The sequence below is a fragment of the Pseudomonas sp. NPDC088885 genome, assembly GCF_044750025.1.
GTDB classification, from domain to species: domain Bacteria; phylum Pseudomonadota; class Gammaproteobacteria; order Pseudomonadales; family Pseudomonadaceae; genus Aquipseudomonas; species Aquipseudomonas rustica.
The window spans coordinates 1-16,980 of sequence record NZ_JBIVJB010000007.1 but is presented as its reverse complement, the minus strand read 5'-3'; the positions used below and the strand labels follow the sequence as shown (position 1 = coordinate 16,980).

Genomic DNA, 16,980 nt, shown 5'->3' with positions numbered 1-16,980 from the left:
GCCGGGCCTCTTCGCGAGCAGGCTCGCTCCCACCTTGGATCTGTGTCGTTCACAAATTCCCTGTGGGAGCGAGCCTGCTCGCGAATGGCGGCAACTCGGTATTAGTGGGATTCCCCGGCCTTTAGCCCCGCCGGGAGCTTTTTGGTCAGTAGAATCGCCAACATGCTGACCCCCAGCGCAATCCCGACAAAGTGAAACGCATCGTTGTAAGCCATGATCGCCGCCTGCTGATGGACGATCTCACTCAACTTGCCCAACGCCGCCGTGTCACTGCCAAACCGATCCGTCATCGACGCCAACCGCTCGGCCACCTGCGGATTGGTCGGCACCACCGCCTCGCGCAAATAATCGAAGTAGGTCTTGGTGCGCGCATCCAGCAGTGTCGCCAGCAAGGCAATGCCAATCGCACCGCCAAGGTTGCGCAGAATGTTGAACAGACTCGACGCCGACCCCGCGTCCTGCGGCAGGATGTACGCCGTGGCGATCAGGGAAATGGTCACCATGATCAACGGCTGCCCCAGCGCCCGGACAATCTGAATCTGATTGAACTGCGGCCCGGCAAAATCCGGGTTGAGCACTCCCGATGAAAAACTCGCCAGACCAAACAAGCCGAACCCCAGCGTGCACAGCCATTTCGGCGAAATGATCTTCATCAGCTTCGGTACCAGCGGAATCAGAAACAGCTGCGGCACGCCCATCCACATGATCACTTCGCCGATCTGCAGGGCGTTGTAGTTCTGGATCTGCGCCAGGTACAACGGCAACAAATAGATCGAGCCGTACAACCCGACACCCATGCCCAGACTGGAAATACTCGATAAACCGAAATTGCGATTACGCAGAATGCCAAGGTTGATCAGCGGATTGGGTTTGGAAATCTGCACGATGACAAAGGTGATCAAACTCACCAACGCAATGCTGCCCAGCGTCACGATCAAGCTCGATTCCAGCCAGTCCTTGCGATGGCCTTCCTCGAGAAAAACCTGCAAGCAACCGAGGCCGATGCCCAGCGTGAGGATGCCGGTGTAGTCGGTGCTTTTGAGCAATTCCCAGTGTGCTTCTTTCTTCTCCAGACCGTACATCAACCCGGCGATCATGATCAGGCCCGGCGGGATGTTGATATAGAAGATGTATTCCCAGCCCCAGTTTTCCGTGAGCCAGCCGCCCAGCGTCGGGCCGATCGACGGCGCAAACGTCGCGGTCATGGCGAACATCGCCATGCCTTTGGCGCGGTGGTGTTCGGGGAGTTTGATCAGGGTCAGGGTGAACGCCAGCGGGATCAGTGCGCCGCCGGTGAAGCCTTGCATGGCGCGAAAGACGATCATGCTCTCCAGGCTCCAGGCCATCGAGCACAGCAGCGATGAAACCAGAAAGCCCAGTGACACCCAAACTGCTAATCGCCGCGCCGAGAGCAACTGCACCAGCCACGCGGTCAGCGGGATCATGATGATTTCCGCGACCAGATAGGAGGTGGAAATCCACGAACCTTCTTCCAGCGTCGCCGACAGCGCGCCCTGAATATCCTTGAGCGAAGAGTTGGTGATCTGGATGTCGAGCACCGCCATAAAGGCGCCGAGCATCACGCTCATCACCGCAATCCAATCGCGCCGGGTCGGTTCGCCGACCGGGCGGATCAGCGAATCACCGGCCATCTTCAGGGGCGTCTTTGATGTTCACAGTGACGGTGACCGACATGCCCGGACGGATTTTGCCGTGCAGCGGGTTATCGGCTTTGAAGGTCAGTTTCACCGGAATCCGTTGCACGACTTTGGTGAAGTTGCCGGTGGCGTTGTCCGGTGGCAGCAGGCTGAACTGCGCGCCAGATGCGGCGAACAGGCTCTCGACCCGCGCTTCGATCGGCGTGTCGCCATAGGCATCGAAGGTCAGCTCGGCTTGTTGTCCCGGCTGCATATGGCCGATCTGAGTTTCCTTGAAGTTGGCCTGCACCCAGATGTCTTCGTCCGGAACGATCGACAACAGATAGGCGCCGGCCTGCACCACTTGGCCGTTGCGCGCGGCACGCTGGCCAACGAGGCCGCTGATCGGCGCGTGGATTTCGCTGCGGGTCAGGTTGAGTTCGGCCTGAGCGATATCGGCGTGAGCGTTGGCGATCTGTGCGTCGAGGCGTTTGATTTCAGCGTTCAGGGCGTTGACCTGCTGACGCTGACCTTGCGCGTCAGCCTGTGCTTTAGCCACTTGCGAGCGAGCAATGTGGGCGTCGGCGGAGAGGGTGGTCACGCGCTCTTCGGACACGTAGCCGGGTTTGCGCAGGGTTTCAGCGCGCGACAAATCCATCTGCGAGCGGCCAAGCGTGGCTTGTGTAGTCGCTACTTGCGCATCGCTGGCGGCGATCAGGCTCGATTGCTGGGTCAGTTTGCTTTGCGCTTGCAGGCGTTCGGCTTCGCGGGTGGCGAGGGCGGCATTCGCGCGGTCTACCGCCAGACGGAAATCATTCGGTTCGAGGCGTACCAGCAACTGGCCTTTTTCCACGTGCTGATTGTCCTGCACCAGCACTTCATCGATGCGCGCGCCCAATTGGCTCGACACACGAGTGATCTCACCCTGGACATAGGCGTTGTCGGTGCTTTCATAAAAGCGTCCCTTGAAAAACCAGTGGGCGAAGAAGCCCCCGGCAATCAGCAGGACGAGCAGCAGGAAAATAAACAGGCGACGCTTGAGTTGGGCAGGCATGGGGCAAACTGTAGTCGAGGAATTGTAAGGAAAGTTATCAGCAGGCAAATTTGGCATACAGCCGATAAACGGTAAATGCCATCTGCTGATATTCCGCTATTCATCACGGCTTACGGGCCTTACAGACGCAAACTTGGCTTAAATGCCCTGCCCGCTGGAGCGGGGCGGGTGTCGCCTGTTACCATTCGCCGCTTGATTGTTTTGCTTTTCATTATTTTCGAGACATGCCATGACCACCGTCCGCACTCGCATCGCGCCATCGCCTACCGGGGATCCCCACGTAGGTACCGCTTACATCGCATTGTTCAACTACTGCTTTGCCAAGCAGCACGGCGGTGAGTTCATCCTGCGGATCGAAGACACCGACCAGTTGCGTTCGACCCGCGAGTCCGAACAGCAGATCTTCGACGCCCTGCGCTGGTTGGGCATCGACTGGAGCGAAGGCCCGGACGTTGGCGGCCCGCACGGCCCGTATCGCCAGAGCGAGCGCGGCGACATCTACCAGAAGTACTGCCAGCAACTGGTCGACATGGGTCATGCGTTCCCATGCTTCTGCACCGCTGAAGAACTCGATCAGATGCGCGCCGAGCAAATGGCTCGCGGTGAAACGCCACGCTACGACGGCCGCGCGCTGCTGCTGTCGAAAGAAGAAGTCGCGGCCCGTCTGGCCGCTGGCGAACCCCACGTGATCCGCATGAAAGTGCCGAGCGAAGGCGTTTGCGTGGTGCCGGACATGCTCCGTGGCGACGTCGAGATCCCGTGGGATCGCATGGACATGCAAGTGCTGATGAAGACCGACGGCTTGCCGACGTACTTCCTCGCCAACGTGGTCGACGATCACCTGATGGGCATCACCCACGTGCTGCGCGGCGAAGAGTGGCTGCCATCGGCACCAAAACTGATTCTGCTTTATGAGTACTTCGGCTGGGAACAACCAGAGCTGTGCTACATGCCGCTGCTGCGTAACCCGGACAAGAGCAAGTTGTCCAAGCGCAAGAACCCGACTTCGGTGACGTTCTACGAGCGCATGGGCTTCATGCCGGAAGCGATGCTCAACTACCTCGGCCGCATGGGCTGGTCGATGCCGGACGAGCGCGAGAAGTTCTCGCTGCAGGAAATGGTCGACAACTTCGACCTCAAGCGTGTCTCGCTCGGCGGGCCGATCTTCGACATCGAGAAGCTGTCGTGGCTCAACGGCCAGTGGCTGCGTGATCTGCCGGTGGAAGAGTTCGCCAGCCGCATGCAGACCTGGGCGTTGAACCCGGAATACATGATGAAGATCGCGCCGCTGGTGCAGGGCCGCGTTGAAACCTTCAGCCAGGTTGCACCGCTGGGCGGATTCTTCTTCGCTGGTGGCGTCAATCCGGATGCCAAACTGTTCGAATCGAAAAAGCTCTCGGGCGATCAGGTTCGTCAGTTGATGCAGTTGATCCTGTGGAAACTGGAAAGCCTGCGTCAGTGGGAGAAGGACAACATCACCGCGACGATTCAGGCAGTGGTTGAATCGCTGGAATTGAAACTGCGTGACGCGATGCCGCTGATGTTTGCGGCAATCACTGGTCAGGCAAGCTCGGTGTCGGTGCTCGATGCGATGGAAATCATTGGCCCGGATCTGACCCGCTTCCGTCTGCGTCAGGCGATTGACCTGCTGGGCGGTGTGTCGAAGAAAGAAAACAAAGAGTGGGAAAAGCTCCTGGCCGCTATCGCCTAAACGCTTTGCCTTCCCTGTAGGGGCTGCCGAAGGCTGCGATCTCTTGATCTTGTTTTCAAAAGATAAAGTCAAAAGATCGCAGCCTGCGGCAGCTCCTACAGGTCTGTGTGACATCCCGAGTCCCGAATTTACGGGGGGAGGGCGGTAAGTGATTGTTATGCCGACGAAAAACTTTGAAATTTTTCAAAAATAAGTTTGACAGGCTTTCGATACGCCCTTAAGATTCGCCCCGTCCTCAGCGATGACATCAACGATGAGGGGCTATAGCTCAGCTGGGAGAGCGCCTGCATGGCATGCAGGAGGTCAACGGTTCGATCCCGTTTAGCTCCACCAATTTTACACTTCGAGGTCTGGCCACACCGGCCTTGAAGCGATCAGCACTCAGTGTTGGTCTGTTGTATAGAAGGGTTTGCGTCCCCTTCGTCTAGTGGCCTAGGACACCGCCCTTTCACGGCGGTAACAGGGGTTCGAGTCCCCTAGGGGACGCCAGTTTTACAGAAGTGATGTTGCAAGATGTCACTCCGCCGCGAGGCGATAAATCGGGGCTTTAGCTCAGCTGGGAGAGCGCCTGCATGGCATGCAGGAGGTCAGCGGTTCGATCCCGCTAAGCTCCACCAATTTTACAGTTCAAGGTCTGGCCACACCGGCCTTGAATCGATCAGCACTCAGCACTGATCAGTTGTATAGAAGGTTTGTGTCCCCTTCGTCTAGTGGCCTAGGACACCGCCCTTTCACGGCGGTAACAGGGGTTCGAGTCCCCTAGGGGACGCCACGATTACCCGCTCTGCGGGATTTTATAAGGGTCATTCAATTATTGAATGGCCCTTTTGTTTGTCTGGCGTTTGGCCAATTCTCCTATTTCCTAAACTGTGCTTCAGACCAGCGGTCATATCCTTGACTTGCAGAATATTATTATGCGAATAATATTCTAGTCGTAATATTCGGAGGCAACGATGAACGATAAAAAAGCTCAAACCCGCGAACGCATCCTCAAGGCTGCCAGCGCTGCACTGATCCAGCGCGGCCCGGCAGACCCTAGCGTGGGCGAAGTGATGGGCGCAGCCGGCCTGACGGTTGGCGGCTTCTACGCGCACTTCGAAAGCAAGGACGCGATGATGCTTGAAGCGTTCAAACAGCTGCTTGGCCGCCGCCGCGACCTGATTGCCGACATGGATGCCGAACTGACCGGTGAAGAACGCCGCGCGCTGGTTGCTGCGTTCTACCTGTCGCGCAAGCACCGTGACTCCAGCGAAGCGGCCTGCCCGATTCCGGCGTCGATCGGTGAGCTGGGGCGTCTGCCGGAATCGTTCCGCATCGCGCTGAACGAACACCTGGAATTGATGATTGCGCAGTTGGCGTCCAGCCCTGAGGACACCGACAAAGCCCTGGCTGACGTGGCCTTGATGGTGGGTGGTCTGGCACTCGCAAGAGCGCTCGGCCCTGGAGATTTATCCGATCGATTGCTGCGCGCTGCCAAGTCGGCGGTGCGTTGACCTGAAGGCAACACGCCTGAGGAGAGAGCGATGAGCACGTTGAAATGGGTTCGTGGCGTTAATGGCACCTTAGGCTGGTTTGCACCGAAATTAGTGGCGAGCAAAATGCGCCTGGCGTTCATGACGCCGCGCGCGTTGCCACTGCGTGATTGGGAATTGCCGATGTTGGCCAGTGCCGAGCGCATCACCTTGCGTTTTGGCCTCTCGGCATTGCGCTGGGGCCAAGGCCCTGCGGTGCTGTTGATGCACGGTTGGGAAGGGCGGCCCACCCAGTTCGCCGCGCTGATCACGGCGCTCGTCGATGCCGGTTACACCGTCGTTGCGCTCGATGGGCCGGCACACGGCCGCTCACCGGGGCGTGAAGCCAACGTCGTCCTGTTCGCCCGCGCCATGCTCGAAGCTGCCGCCGAATTGCCGCCGCTGCAAGCGGTCATCGGTCACTCCATGGGCGGCGCCAGCGCCATGCTCGCCGTGCAATTGGGCTTGCGCACCGAAACCCTCGTCAGCATCGCCGCGCCGGCACGCATTCTTGGTGTGTTGCGCGGATTCGCTCGCTACATGGGCATGCCACCGCGAGCACGTTCGGCTTTCATCCGTCAGGTCGAGCAGGACGTCGGCATGCGCGCCGCGACCCTTGACGTTGCCCACTATCAACTGGATATGCCCGGCCTGATCGTGCACGCCGAGGACGATAACTTCGTCTCGGTCAAAGAGTCGCAGTTGATCCACGAATCCTGGTTCGACAGCCGTCTGCTGCGCCTTGAGGGCGGTGGTCATCAGCGCGTGCTCGCCGACCCGCGCGTGATTGATGGGGTGTTATCACTGCTCGCCGGCCGTAGCCTTCAGGCGCGCCAATCGGCGTGAGCTCCGTTACACTGCCCCGGTTGAATAACTGACCGGGAGTGGGGCATGGGCTGGGATCGGGCAACGCCGTTTACCATTGATCTGCAAGTAGGCGCCGAAGACATCGACGGGCTGGGCCACGCGAACAACGCGGTCTACGTAACGTGGCTCGAACGCTGCGCCTGGCGCCACTCGCAGCGTCTGGGGCTGGATCTGGTTGAATATCGGCGACTGGATCGGGCGATGGCCGTGGTGCGCCACGAGATCGATTATCTGGCAGCGGCTTATGAAGGCGACGAGTTGCAGCTGGCAACGTGGATTGTCGATTGGGATCAGCGCTTGAAGATGACCCGGCACTTTCAGTTGATCCGCCCGAGCGACAACACCACGCTGCTGCGCGCGCAAACCACGTTTGTCTGCATCGAACTGTCGACCGGCAAACCCAAACGCATGCCGGCCGAGTTTATCGAAGGCTATGGCCCTGCGATCCAGTCTCCCGAGTCAGCAAATATCTAAATGTGGGAGCGGGCTTGCTCGCGAAGGCGTCGTGTCAGTCAACATTCATTTAACTGATCCACCGCTTTCGCGAGCAAGCCCGCTCCCACAGGGATCTGCGGATTTGTGCGATATCCAGTAAACTGCCGCACGTTTTTTCCTTAAGTAGTGTTTTCCCCATGCAAATTGCTCTGGCGCCCATGGAGGGGTTGGTCGACGACATCCTCCGCGACGTGCTGACCCGCGTTGGCGGCATCGACTGGTGCGTGACCGAATTCATTCGGGTCAACGACCAGTTGCTCACCCCGGCGTACTTCCACAAGTTCGGCCCCGAGCTGCTCAACGGCGCCCGCACCGCTTCCGGCGTGCCCCTGCGCGTGCAATTGCTCGGTTCCGACCCGGTGTGCCTGGCGGAAAACGCTGCGCTGGCCTGCGAACTCGGCTCCGAAGTGATCGACCTCAACTTCGGCTGCCCGGCCAAGACCGTGAACAAATCCCGTGGCGGCGCCGTGCTGCTGAAGGAGCCCGAGCTGCTCAACCAGATCGTCGAACACGTGCGCCGTGCTGTACCTGCACACATTCCGGTGACCGCAAAAATGCGCCTCGGCTTCGACAGCCCGGACGGTTCGCTGGTTTGCGCCACGGCATTGGCCGAAGGCGGCGCCGAACACATCGTGGTTCACGCGCGAACCAAAATGGACGGCTACAAACCGCCGGCGCACTGGGAGTGGATCCCGCGCGTGCAGGACGTGGTCAAGGTGCCGGTGTTCGCCAATGGCGATATCTGGAGCGTCGAAGACTGGCGCCGCTGCCGCGAAATCAGCGGCGTCGAAGACATCATGCTCGGTCGCGGTCTGGTGTCGCGCCCCGATCTGGCCAAACAAATCGCCGCTGCCCGTGCCGGTGAAGAAGTCGTCGAGATGACTTGGGCGGAACTGATGCCGCTGATTCAGGACTTCTGGTTGCAAGCCAAAGCACAGATGACCGCTCGCCAATCGCCGGGCCGTTTGAAGCAATGGCTGGCGATGCTGACGCGCAATTATCCTGAGGCGACCGAACTGTTTACCGTGCTGCGTCGTGAGACCGAGCCGGATCATGTTTCGCGTTTGCTGGGTTTGCCGGTTGCCGAAGCCGCCTGAAAAAACTGCAAACGGGCTTATAAAAAAAGGGCGCCAACGGCGCCCTTTTTTGTGTCCGCTATTCCAGCAACACCTTCAAATCATCCAGCGCCACCGGCCGGCTGTGCAGATAACCCTGATACAAATGGCAACCTAATCCCTGCAAAAACGCCAACTGCTCCGGCGTCTCCACCCCTTCGGCGATCACCTCCAGCTCCAGGCTGCGCGCCATCGCCACGATTGCGCGGATGATTTCGGCATCGTTCGGATCCGTTGTCGCATCACGGATAAACGACTGATCGATTTTCAGCGTGTCGACCGGCAAGCGCTTGAGGTACGTCAGCGACGAATAACCGGTTCCGAAATCGTCCATGGCGAAGCTTACGCCGAGTTTTTTCAGGCGGCGCATTTTGCTGATGGTGTCTTCCAGGTTCTGGATGACGATGCCTTCGGTGATTTCCAGTTTCAGCAGCGAGCAGGGCAAGCCGTGGCTGATCATGCTGTGTTCGATGCGTTCGACGAAGTCGTTCTGGCGGAACTGGCGCGGGCTGATGTTCACGCACAGGCTGAAGTTGAGCGGGTCGACCAGTTTCAGTCCGATCAGCTGTTTGAAGGCGTCGCAGGCTTCGTCGAGGATCCACGTGCCGACTTCGAGAATCAGGCCGCTGTCTTCCAGAACCTTGATGAATTCGGTGGGCGATTGCGCGCCGAGTTCCGGGTGGTTCCAGCGCACCAGCGCTTCGGCGCCGATGATCTGGTTGTTGCGGGCATCGATCTGCGGCTGGAAGTGCACGTTGAATTCACCGCGCGACAGCGCCAGACGCAAATCGGTCTCCATGCGCAGCCGCTCGCTGGCCGCTTTCTGCATGGTGTTGTGGTACATCTGCGTGGTGTTGCGCCCGGAATCCTTGGCCCGATACAGCGCGATGTCGGCGCGTTTGAGCAGATCGGTCGGGGTCGAGCCGTGATCGGGAATCAGCGCCACACCGATGCTCGGCGTCACCTGCAGGCGCTGGCCATCGAGGAACATCGGTTCCGAAAGCAATTCGCGGATGGTGTCGGCCAGTTCGCGCACTTGCGCACTGACTTCGTTGCGCGAACCTTCCAGACCGCTGAGCAGCACCACGAACTCATCACCGCCGAGGCGCGCGACGGTGTCTTCCATGCGCACGCTGGCTTCGAGGCGCGCGGTGATGATCTTCAACACCGTGTCGCCGACCGGATGGCCGAGGGAATCGTTGATGTGTTTAAAGTGGTCGAGGTCGAGAAACAGCAGCGCACCGCGCAGGTTATGGCGCTTGAGCAGGGCGATCTGCTGGCTCAGGCGATCCATCAGCAAGGCGCGGTTGGGCAGGTTGGTCAGTGGGTCGTGGTAAGCCAAGTGGCGAATTTGTGCTTCGGCATTTTTCAGCAGACTGACGTCGCGGGCGGTCAGCAGTAGGCACGCGGTTTCATTGAGGGTGATCGGCTCGACCGAGACTTCGACCGTGAGCATTTCCCCGCGCTTGTTGCGCCCAAGCATTTCCTGATGGTGCACGCGGCCCTTGATTTGTAACTCGGCGAGTAGCGCCGAGCGCTGTTTCTCCTCAGCCCAGATGCCGACCTGATACACGGTTTTACCGACGACCTCTTCAGCGCGATAACCGGTAAGCCGGCAGAAGCCGTCGTTAACTTCCAGATAGCGCCCGGAATCACGTTCGGTGATGGTGATCGCGTCGGGGCTTGAGTGAAACGCCTTGGCGAATTTCTCTTCGCTGGCCTTCAGTGCGGCTTCCGAGCGTTGCTGCTGAGTAATGTCGCGCAGGGTGGTGACGATGCACGGTTGATCGCCGACGCTGATCTGCCGGCTGGAAATCACACAGGTCAGCGACTGGCCGTCCTTGTGCTGAACGATGATCGCGACGTTGCTCAGGCCCTGTTCGCGAATTACCCGTTCGATGCGTTGCAGACTTTTTGCCGAAGCGTCCCACAGGCCGATTTCTTCGGCAGTGTGGCCAATCACGTCGCCGGCACTCCAGCCGAAAGTCTGGGTAAAGCTGTTATTGATCTCGATGAACTCGCCGCTGTCCTGGCGCGTGACGCAGATCGGGTCGGGGCTGACCTGAAACAGCGTGGCGAATTTTTCTTCTGAGGCGACCAGGCGCTGCTCTCGCTCAACCTGATCGGTGATGTCGAGCAACGTGCCGGCCATGCGCAGCGGCGCGCCGTTGTCGTCGCGGTAGAGGCGAGCGCGGCTTTCCAGATAGCGCGAGCTGCCGTCCGGCAGTTGCACGCGATAGGTCAGTTGATAATTGCCTGCCGGGCCTTCGCGCAGGCTGCGGTAGGCGTCGCGCATGCTGTCGCGTTCTTCGCCGGGCACGCCTTCGAAAAACTCGTCAAACGATTCATGGAACGGTTTCGCTTCAAGCCCGTGTAACTGCGCGGCGCGCGCCGAGCCGTAAAGCATGCCGCTGGGGATGTGCCAATCCCAGGTGCCGAGTTGCGCCGAGTCCAACGCCAGATCGAGACGTTCCTGGCTGTCCTTCAGCGCGTGTTCGGCGGCTTTGCGTTCGGTGGTGTCGAGGAAGGTACTGAGCAGATACGGCTGGCCTTCGAGTTCGACCTTCTGCGCGCTGAGAATGCCGTCGTGGATCTGGCCGTTGCTCGCACGGAACTGCACTTCCATGGCGATCAGTTCGCCTTTGGTGTTGGTCTTTTTGACCAGTTCGGCGCGTTGTTCGGGATGCACCCACAAACCGAGTTCCAGCGTGGTGCGGCCGATGGCGCTCTGTACCGGCCAGCCGAACAGGCTTTCAAAATACTGATTGGCCTCGCTGATCAAGCCATCTTCCTGGCGGGTGAGCAAAACCATGTTGGGGCATAGGTGAAATAGTGTCGCGAAACGTTTCTCCGAGCTGCTCAGCGCTTGCTCGCGTTGGCGCTGGTGGGTGATTTCGCGAATCACCCCGATCATTCGGGGGCGGCCGTTTTTGTCCGGCAGCAGACTGCCGCTGATCTCCAGCCAGTGCAGGCTGCCGTCGGGCCATTGGATGCGGTGGTGCATCGCTTGCTCCAGCGGCGCACCGGCAATCACCGCGTGGAAGGCGCGCACGGTTTTCGCGCGGTCTTCCGGAGGCAATAAATCGAGGTATTCAAGGTCGGCCGGCAGCGGCTGGCGTGGATCGAAGCCGAACAATGCCTGCGTGCCCCGCGACCAACTGATCTGCCCGCGCTCGATGTCCCAATACCAGGCGCCGAGCCGGGCGCCGTTGAGCGCCGCGAGCAATTGCGGCGCACTTTCCCAGCTCTGCTCGGAATGCCGTGGATCAATTGCCTGAATGCGCGGCATCGGCGGGATACGGTCAACAGATTTCGGCATTGGTTACGGGCCTTGAGCTGGTTTATGCGTTAGGCACAGGGAAACGCGGCTCTATAGGAGTAGCACAAGTCAGCCGAGAGTCCCTGGCAGATCGATTTGTGCGTCCAGCAAGGCCATAAAGGCGCGAGCCGCGTTCGATAGCGTCCGTTCAGTGTGCAAGATATAGCCTAGCTGGCGCCGCAGCTGTATGCCCGGCAAAGCGATGCTTGCCACCTGATCATCGAGCATCGTGCGCGGCAGCACGCTCCAGGCCAGGCCGATCGAGACCATCATCTTGATGGTTTCCAGATAGTTGGTGCTCATGGCGATGTTCGGCGTCAGGCCCTGAGCCTCGAACAGTCGTTGGACAATATGGTGAGTAAATGTGTTGCCACCGGGGAAAACCGCCGGATGGCCGGCAATGTCCGCCAGGCTGACGGCGCCGTTGCTGATCAGCGAATGCTCCGGGGCGACCACGAAATCCAGCGGGTCGTCCCACACCGGCGTGGCTTTGACCAGCGCGTGCGGCTCCGGCGCCAGGGTGATCACCGCCAACTCGGCGCGGCCATGGAGAATTTCTTCGTAGGCCACTTCCGAATCGAGGAACTGAATATCCAGCGCGACCTGTGGGTAACGGCGGGTGAACTCCCTTAATAACGGCGGCAAACGGTGCAAGCCGATGTGGTGACTGGTCGCCAGGGTCAGCCGGCCGCTGACTTCACCGGTCAGGTTGGTCAGCGCGCGGCGGGTGTCATCGAGCACGTTGAGAATCTGGTAGGCCCGTGGCAGCAGGGCGCGGCCGGCTTCGGTCAGGCCGACTTCCCGGCCGAGGCGATCAAACAGACGCACCTTCAGTTGCTGCTCCAGACCGGCGATACGTTTGCTGATGGCCGGCTGCGTCAGGTGCAACCGTTCGCCGGCGCCGGAGAAGCTGCCGGTCTCGGCGATGGCAATAAAAGCGTTGAGGTTGGCCAGATCCATGGTGGTATTCCAGTTGGTTATCCAAAGCATAAAAAATATGAATTTGAGTTATTTAATGTAACCCCATAGGATCGACCTCACAAGCCAAAGGGTTATTGAAACGTTCAAGGCCCGGGGCATAGAAACAAGCTGATGAGGAACCGTCTGATGGCCGGCAAAACGCTCTACGACAAGCTCTGGGATTCGCATTTGGTCAAGCAGCGCGACGATGGCTCGGCGCTGATCTACATCGATCGTCACATCATTCACGAAGTGACTTCGCCGCAAGCCTTTGAAGGTCTGCGTCTGGCCGGGCGCAAGCCTTGGCGCATCGATGCCAACATCGCGACCCCGGATCACAACGTACCGACCACCCCAGAGCGCAAGGGCGGCATTGAAGCCATTGCCGATCAGGTCTCGCGTTTGCAGGTTCAGACCCTCGACGACAACTGCGATGAATACGGCATTGTCGAGTTCAAGATGAACGACGTCCGCCAAGGCATCGTCCACGTGATCAGCCCGGAGCAGGGCGCGACCTTGCCGGGCATGACCGTGGTCTGCGGCGACTCGCACACCTCGACCCACGGCGCATTCGGCGCTTTGGCGCACGGTATCGGCACCTCCGAGGTTGAGCACGTGCTCGCCACACAGTGCCTGGTCGCCAAGAAAATGAAAAACATGCTGGTGCGCGTTGAAGGGCAATTGCCGTTCGGCGTGACCGCCAAGGACATCGTCCTCGCGGTGATCGGCAAAATCGGCACCGCCGGCGGTAACGGCCACGCCATCGAATTCGCTGGCAGCGCGATCCGCGATTTGTCCGTTGAAGGCCGCATGACCATCTGCAACATGTCCATCGAAGCCGGCGCCCGCGTAGGTTTGGTGGCAGCGGATCAGAAGACTGTCGACTACGTGAAGGGCCGTCCATTCGCTCCGAAAGGCGCGGAATGGGACATGGCCGTCGAGTCCTGGAAAGATCTGGTGTCCGACGCCGACGCCAGGTTCGACACCGTGGTTGAGCTCGACGCTACGCAGATCAAGCCGCAAGTCAGCTGGGGCACTTCGCCTGAGATGGTTTTGGCCGTTGATCAGAACGTGCCGGATCCAGCCAAAGAGATGGATCTGGTCAAACGCGACTCGATCGTCCGTGCCTTGAAATATATGGGTTTGACCGCCAATCAGGCGATCACCGACATTCAGCTGGATCGCGTGTTTATCGGCTCCTGCACCAACTCGCGCATTGAAGACTTGCGTGCTGCGGCGGTGATCGCCAAGGGTCGTAAAGTTGCCTCAACCATCAAGCAAGCGATCGTGGTGCCGGGTTCGGGTCTGGTTAAGGCGCAGGCAGAGGCCGAAGGTCTCGACAAGATTTTCCTTGAAGCCGGTTTCGAATGGCGTGAGCCGGGTTGCTCGATGTGCCTGGCGATGAACCCGGATCGTTTGGAGTCCGGCGAGCATTGCGCCTCGACCTCCAACCGTAACTTCGAAGGCCGTCAGGGCGCCGGTGGCCGTACCCACCTCGTCAGCCCGGCCATGGCGGCGGCGGCAGCGGTGAACGGTCGTTTCATCGACGTTCGCGAATTGATTTAAGGAGCGCAGCATGAAAGCTTTTACTCAGCACACTGGTCTTGTCGCGCCTTTGGATCGTGCCAACGTCGACACTGACCAAATCATTCCGAAACAGTTTTTGAAGTCGATCAAGCGCACCGGTTTCGGCCCGAACCTGTTCGACGAATGGCGTTACCTTGATGTCGGGCAACCGTATCAGGACAACTCCAAGCGTCCGCTGAACAAGGATTTCGTCCTCAACGCCGAGCGTTATCAAGGCGCCAGCGTCTTGTTGGCCCGTGAGAACTTCGGTTGCGGTTCCAGCCGTGAACACGCGCCGTGGGCGCTGGAAGAATACGGGTTCCGCAGCATCATCGCGCCGAGCTATGCCGACATTTTCTTCAACAACAGCTTCAAGAACGGCTTGTTGCCGATCATCTTGAGCGACGCTGAGGTTGATGAGTTGTTCAAGCAGGTTGAGGCTGAGCCGGGTTATCAATTGCAGGTCGATCTGCAAGCGCAGACCGTGACCAGCCCGAATGGCAAGGTGTACAGCTTTGAGATTGATGCGTTTCGCAAGCATTGCCTGTTGAACGGTCTGGACGATATCGGGCTGACCTTGCAGGACGGTGATGCGATTGCGACGTTTGAAGCGAAGCACCGCGTAAGCCAGCCGTGGTTGTTCCGCGACGCGTGATTGATTTGAGATTGATGTAGTCAGGGCTGGCCTCTTCGCGAGCAAGCTCGCTCCCACAGGGGAATGCATTTCAAATGTGGGAGCGAGCCTGCTCGCGAAGGGGCCAGCCCAAACAACGCAAATACAGGATGTGACCATGACCAGCACCGCCCAACACACCCAGGTCGTACAAAAGCAATTCGGTGAGCAGGCCGCCGCCTACCTGAGCAGCGCCGTTCACGCTCAAGGCACCGAATTCGCGCTGCTACAGGCTCAACTGGCCGGGCAGGGCGAGGCTCGTGTGCTGGACTTGGGTTGCGGCGCCGGTCACGTCAGTTTTCACGTGGCATCGCTGGTCAAGGAAGTGGTCGCCTACGACCTGTCGCAGCAAATGCTCGACGTGGTCGCCGCCGCTGCGATTGATCGCGGTATCGGCAACATTGCCACGGTCAACGGTGCCGCCGAGCGTCTGCCGTTTGCCGATGGCGAGTTCGACTTCGTGTTCAGCCGTTATTCGGCGCATCACTGGAGCGATCTCGGTGTAGCCCTGCGCGAAGTGCGTCGGGTGCTGAAGCCGGGCGGTGTGGCGGCGTTCGTTGACGTGTTGTCACCGGGCAGTCCGTTGTTCGACACTTACCTGCAAAGCGTCGAAGTGCTGCGCGACACCAGCCATGTGCGCGATTATTCTGCCGCTGAATGGCTGCGCCAGGTCAGCGAGGCCGGGTTGCATGTGCGTAGCACTACGCGTCAGCGCCTGCGTCTGGAGTACACCACCTGGGTTGAGCGCATGCGCACCCCCGAAGTGATGCGCGCCGCGATCCGCCAGTTGCAGCAGTCGATGGGCAACGAAGTGCGCGAATATTTTGAGATTGATGCCGACGGCTCGTTCAGTACAGATGTAATCGTATTGATGGCTGAGCGCTAAGAATTTTTCCGGGCGCGCCTCAGATGGCGCACCGACTGAAGACACGAGGAAAGCATGAGCAAGCAGATTCTGATTCTCCCAGGTGACGGTATTGGTCCGGAAATCATGGCCGAAGCGGTCAAGGTGCTGGAACTGGCCAACGACAAATACAGCCTGGGCTTCGAGCTGAGCCATGACCTGATCGGTGGCGCGGCCATCGACAAGCACGGCGTGCCATTGGCCGACGAAACCCTCGACCGTGCCCGCGCTGCCGATGCCGTACTGCTGGGCGCCGTCGGTGGCCCGAAATGGGACACCATCGAACGTGATATCCGCCCTGAGCGCGGCCTGCTGAAAATCCGTGCGCAACTGGGCCTGTTCGGCAACCTGCGTCCGGCGATTCTGTACCCGCAACTGGCTGAGGCTTCGAGCCTGAAGCCGGAAATCGTTGCCGGTCTGGACATCCTCATCGTTCGCGAGTTGACCGGTGGCATCTACTTCGGCGCGCCACGCGGCACCCGTACACTGGAAAACGGCGAGCGTCAGTCCTACGACACGCTGCCGTACAGCGAAAGCGAAATCCGCCGCATCGCCCGCGTCGGTTTCGACATGGCCATGGTGCGTGGCAAAAAGCTCTGCTCGGTGGACAAGGCCAACGTGCTGGCGTCCAGCCAACTGTGGCGTGAAATCGTTGAAGAAGTGGCCAAGGATTACCCGCAGGTCGAACTGAGCCACATGTACGTCGACAACGCCGCGATGCAACTGGTGCGCGCGCCGAAGCAGTTCGACGTGATCGTCACCGACAACATGTTCGGCGACATCCTGTCCGATCAGGCGTCGATGCTCACCGGTTCCATCGGCATGCTGCCGTCGGCGTCGCTGGACACCAACAACAAAGGCATGTACGAGCCTTGCCACGGTTCCGCTCCGGACATCGCTGGCAAAGGCATTGCCAATCCGTTGGCGACCATTCTGTCGGTGTCGATGATGCTGCGTTACAGCTTCAATCTGCAGGATGCGGCTGATGCCATCGAAAAAGCCGTCAGCGTCGTGCTCGACCAGGGTCTGCGCACGGGCGACATCTATTCGGCCGGTTGCACCAAAGTCGGTACGCAGGAAATGGGCGACGCAGTAGTCGCCGCGCTGCGGAATCTGTAATCTCTCGGGCCCGCTGCGAAATTCAATACAAAGCAGCGGCCCACTTTTC

General features: G+C 59.6%; 13 protein-coding genes and 4 tRNA genes. 13 read left to right on the top strand and 4 right to left on the bottom strand.

Annotated features, from left to right (window positions below):
• Positions 1-101: 101 nt before the first annotated feature.
• Positions 102-1,592, bottom strand: a complete 1,491-nt coding sequence (locus ACIP1X_RS06580; RefSeq protein ID WP_212550523.1) for an MDR family MFS transporter — start codon at positions 1,590-1,592, stop codon at positions 102-104.
• A 49-nt stretch (positions 1,593-1,641) separates the two neighbouring features.
• Positions 1,642-2,691 carry an HlyD family secretion protein gene (locus tag ACIP1X_RS06575; protein ID WP_400750460.1) on the bottom strand — a complete coding sequence of 350 codons (1,050 nt, stop codon included), beginning with the start codon at positions 2,689-2,691 and terminating at the stop codon, positions 1,642-1,644.
• 229 nt (positions 2,692-2,920) lie between these two features.
• Here ACIP1X_RS06575 and gltX point away from each other — a divergent pair, with 229 nt between their 5' ends.
• From gltX to ACIP1X_RS06530, 9 genes are all read left to right on the top strand, one after another.
• The gene (gltX, locus tag ACIP1X_RS06570; RefSeq protein WP_400750457.1) at positions 2,921-4,402 is read left to right on the top strand and encodes a glutamate--tRNA ligase; all 1,482 of its coding nucleotides are present in this window, start codon (positions 2,921-2,923) and stop codon (positions 4,400-4,402) included.
• 257 nt (positions 4,403-4,659) lie between these two features.
• Positions 4,660-4,735, top strand: a tRNA-Ala gene (locus tag ACIP1X_RS06565).
• Between the two features lie 80 nt (positions 4,736-4,815).
• Positions 4,816-4,891, top strand: a tRNA-Glu gene (locus ACIP1X_RS06560).
• Positions 4,892-4,943: 52 nt separating this feature from the next.
• Positions 4,944-5,019 (top strand) — tRNA-Ala (locus ACIP1X_RS06555).
• A gap of 79 nt (positions 5,020-5,098) precedes the next feature.
• A tRNA-Glu gene (locus ACIP1X_RS06550) sits at positions 5,099-5,174 on the top strand.
• A 181-nt stretch (positions 5,175-5,355) separates the two neighbouring features.
• The gene (locus ACIP1X_RS06545; protein ID WP_053118906.1) at positions 5,356-5,895 is read left to right on the top strand and encodes a TetR/AcrR family transcriptional regulator; all 540 of its coding nucleotides are present in this window, start codon (positions 5,356-5,358) and stop codon (positions 5,893-5,895) included.
• 30 nt (positions 5,896-5,925) lie between these two features.
• Positions 5,926-6,759, top strand: a complete 834-nt coding sequence (locus ACIP1X_RS06540; protein ID WP_212544403.1) for an alpha/beta fold hydrolase — start codon at positions 5,926-5,928, stop codon at positions 6,757-6,759.
• 45 nt (positions 6,760-6,804) lie between these two features.
• Positions 6,805-7,254: an acyl-CoA thioesterase gene (locus ACIP1X_RS06535; RefSeq protein WP_400750454.1), complete on the top strand. Its 450-nt coding sequence runs from the start codon at positions 6,805-6,807 to the stop codon at positions 7,252-7,254.
• 158 nt (positions 7,255-7,412) lie between these two features.
• Positions 7,413-8,372, top strand: a complete 960-nt coding sequence (locus tag ACIP1X_RS06530) for a tRNA-dihydrouridine synthase (RefSeq protein ID WP_116031011.1) — start codon at positions 7,413-7,415, stop codon at positions 8,370-8,372.
• A gap of 58 nt (positions 8,373-8,430) precedes the next feature.
• Here the strand turns inward: ACIP1X_RS06530 and ACIP1X_RS06525 are convergent, their stop codons facing one another.
• The gene (locus ACIP1X_RS06525; protein WP_053118921.1) at positions 8,431-11,709 is read right to left on the bottom strand and encodes a PAS domain S-box protein; all 3,279 of its coding nucleotides are present in this window, start codon (positions 11,707-11,709) and stop codon (positions 8,431-8,433) included.
• Between the two features lie 69 nt (positions 11,710-11,778).
• Positions 11,779-12,669 carry a LysR family transcriptional regulator gene (locus tag ACIP1X_RS06520; RefSeq protein WP_053118923.1) on the bottom strand — a complete coding sequence of 297 codons (891 nt, stop codon included), beginning with the start codon at positions 12,667-12,669 and terminating at the stop codon, positions 11,779-11,781.
• A 147-nt stretch (positions 12,670-12,816) separates the two neighbouring features.
• Between ACIP1X_RS06520 and leuC the strand changes: the two genes are divergently transcribed.
• The 4 genes from leuC (at position 12,817) to leuB (ending at position 16,931) form a co-directional block, all read left to right on the top strand.
• A complete protein-coding gene (leuC, locus tag ACIP1X_RS06515; RefSeq protein WP_053118926.1) occupies positions 12,817-14,235 on the top strand; it encodes a 3-isopropylmalate dehydratase large subunit in 1,419 nt (472 codons plus the stop codon).
• A 10-nt stretch (positions 14,236-14,245) separates the two neighbouring features.
• The gene (gene leuD / locus ACIP1X_RS06510) at positions 14,246-14,890 is read left to right on the top strand and encodes a 3-isopropylmalate dehydratase small subunit (RefSeq protein ID WP_236428489.1); all 645 of its coding nucleotides are present in this window, start codon (positions 14,246-14,248) and stop codon (positions 14,888-14,890) included.
• Positions 14,891-15,026: 136 nt separating this feature from the next.
• Entirely contained in the window at positions 15,027-15,794 is a 768-nt protein-coding gene (locus tag ACIP1X_RS06505) for a class I SAM-dependent methyltransferase (RefSeq protein ID WP_400750451.1), read from the top strand.
• 54 nt (positions 15,795-15,848) lie between these two features.
• Complete coding sequence (gene leuB, locus ACIP1X_RS06500) at positions 15,849-16,931, top strand: 3-isopropylmalate dehydrogenase (RefSeq protein ID WP_129394715.1); 1,083 nt, start codon at positions 15,849-15,851, stop codon at positions 16,929-16,931.
• Positions 16,932-16,980: the final 49 nt, after the last annotated feature.

What these genes read in the sequence shown, in the direction of transcription:
- ACIP1X_RS06575 (WP_400750460.1), bottom strand. Translation starts at nt 2,691, where the DNA reads ATGCCTGCCCAACTCAAGCGTCGCCTGTTTATTTTCCTGCTGCTCGTC.
- gltX (WP_400750457.1), top strand. Translation starts at nt 2,921, where the DNA reads ATGACCACCGTCCGCACTCGCATCGCGCCATCGCCTACCGGGGATCCC.
- ACIP1X_RS06545 (WP_053118906.1), top strand. Translation starts at nt 5,356, where the DNA reads ATGAACGATAAAAAAGCTCAAACCCGCGAACGCATCCTCAAGGCTGCC.
- ACIP1X_RS06540 (WP_212544403.1), top strand. Translation starts at nt 5,926, where the DNA reads ATGAGCACGTTGAAATGGGTTCGTGGCGTTAATGGCACCTTAGGCTGG.
- ACIP1X_RS06535 (WP_400750454.1), top strand. Translation starts at nt 6,805, where the DNA reads ATGGGCTGGGATCGGGCAACGCCGTTTACCATTGATCTGCAAGTAGGC.
- ACIP1X_RS06530 (WP_116031011.1), top strand. Translation starts at nt 7,413, where the DNA reads ATGCAAATTGCTCTGGCGCCCATGGAGGGGTTGGTCGACGACATCCTC.
- ACIP1X_RS06525 (WP_053118921.1), bottom strand. Translation starts at nt 11,709, where the DNA reads ATGCCGAAATCTGTTGACCGTATCCCGCCGATGCCGCGCATTCAGGCA.
- ACIP1X_RS06520 (WP_053118923.1), bottom strand. Translation starts at nt 12,669, where the DNA reads ATGGATCTGGCCAACCTCAACGCTTTTATTGCCATCGCCGAGACCGGC.
- leuC (WP_053118926.1), top strand. Translation starts at nt 12,817, where the DNA reads ATGGCCGGCAAAACGCTCTACGACAAGCTCTGGGATTCGCATTTGGTC.
- leuD (WP_236428489.1), top strand. Translation starts at nt 14,246, where the DNA reads ATGAAAGCTTTTACTCAGCACACTGGTCTTGTCGCGCCTTTGGATCGT.
- ACIP1X_RS06505 (WP_400750451.1), top strand. Translation starts at nt 15,027, where the DNA reads ATGACCAGCACCGCCCAACACACCCAGGTCGTACAAAAGCAATTCGGT.
- leuB (WP_129394715.1), top strand. Translation starts at nt 15,849, where the DNA reads ATGAGCAAGCAGATTCTGATTCTCCCAGGTGACGGTATTGGTCCGGAA.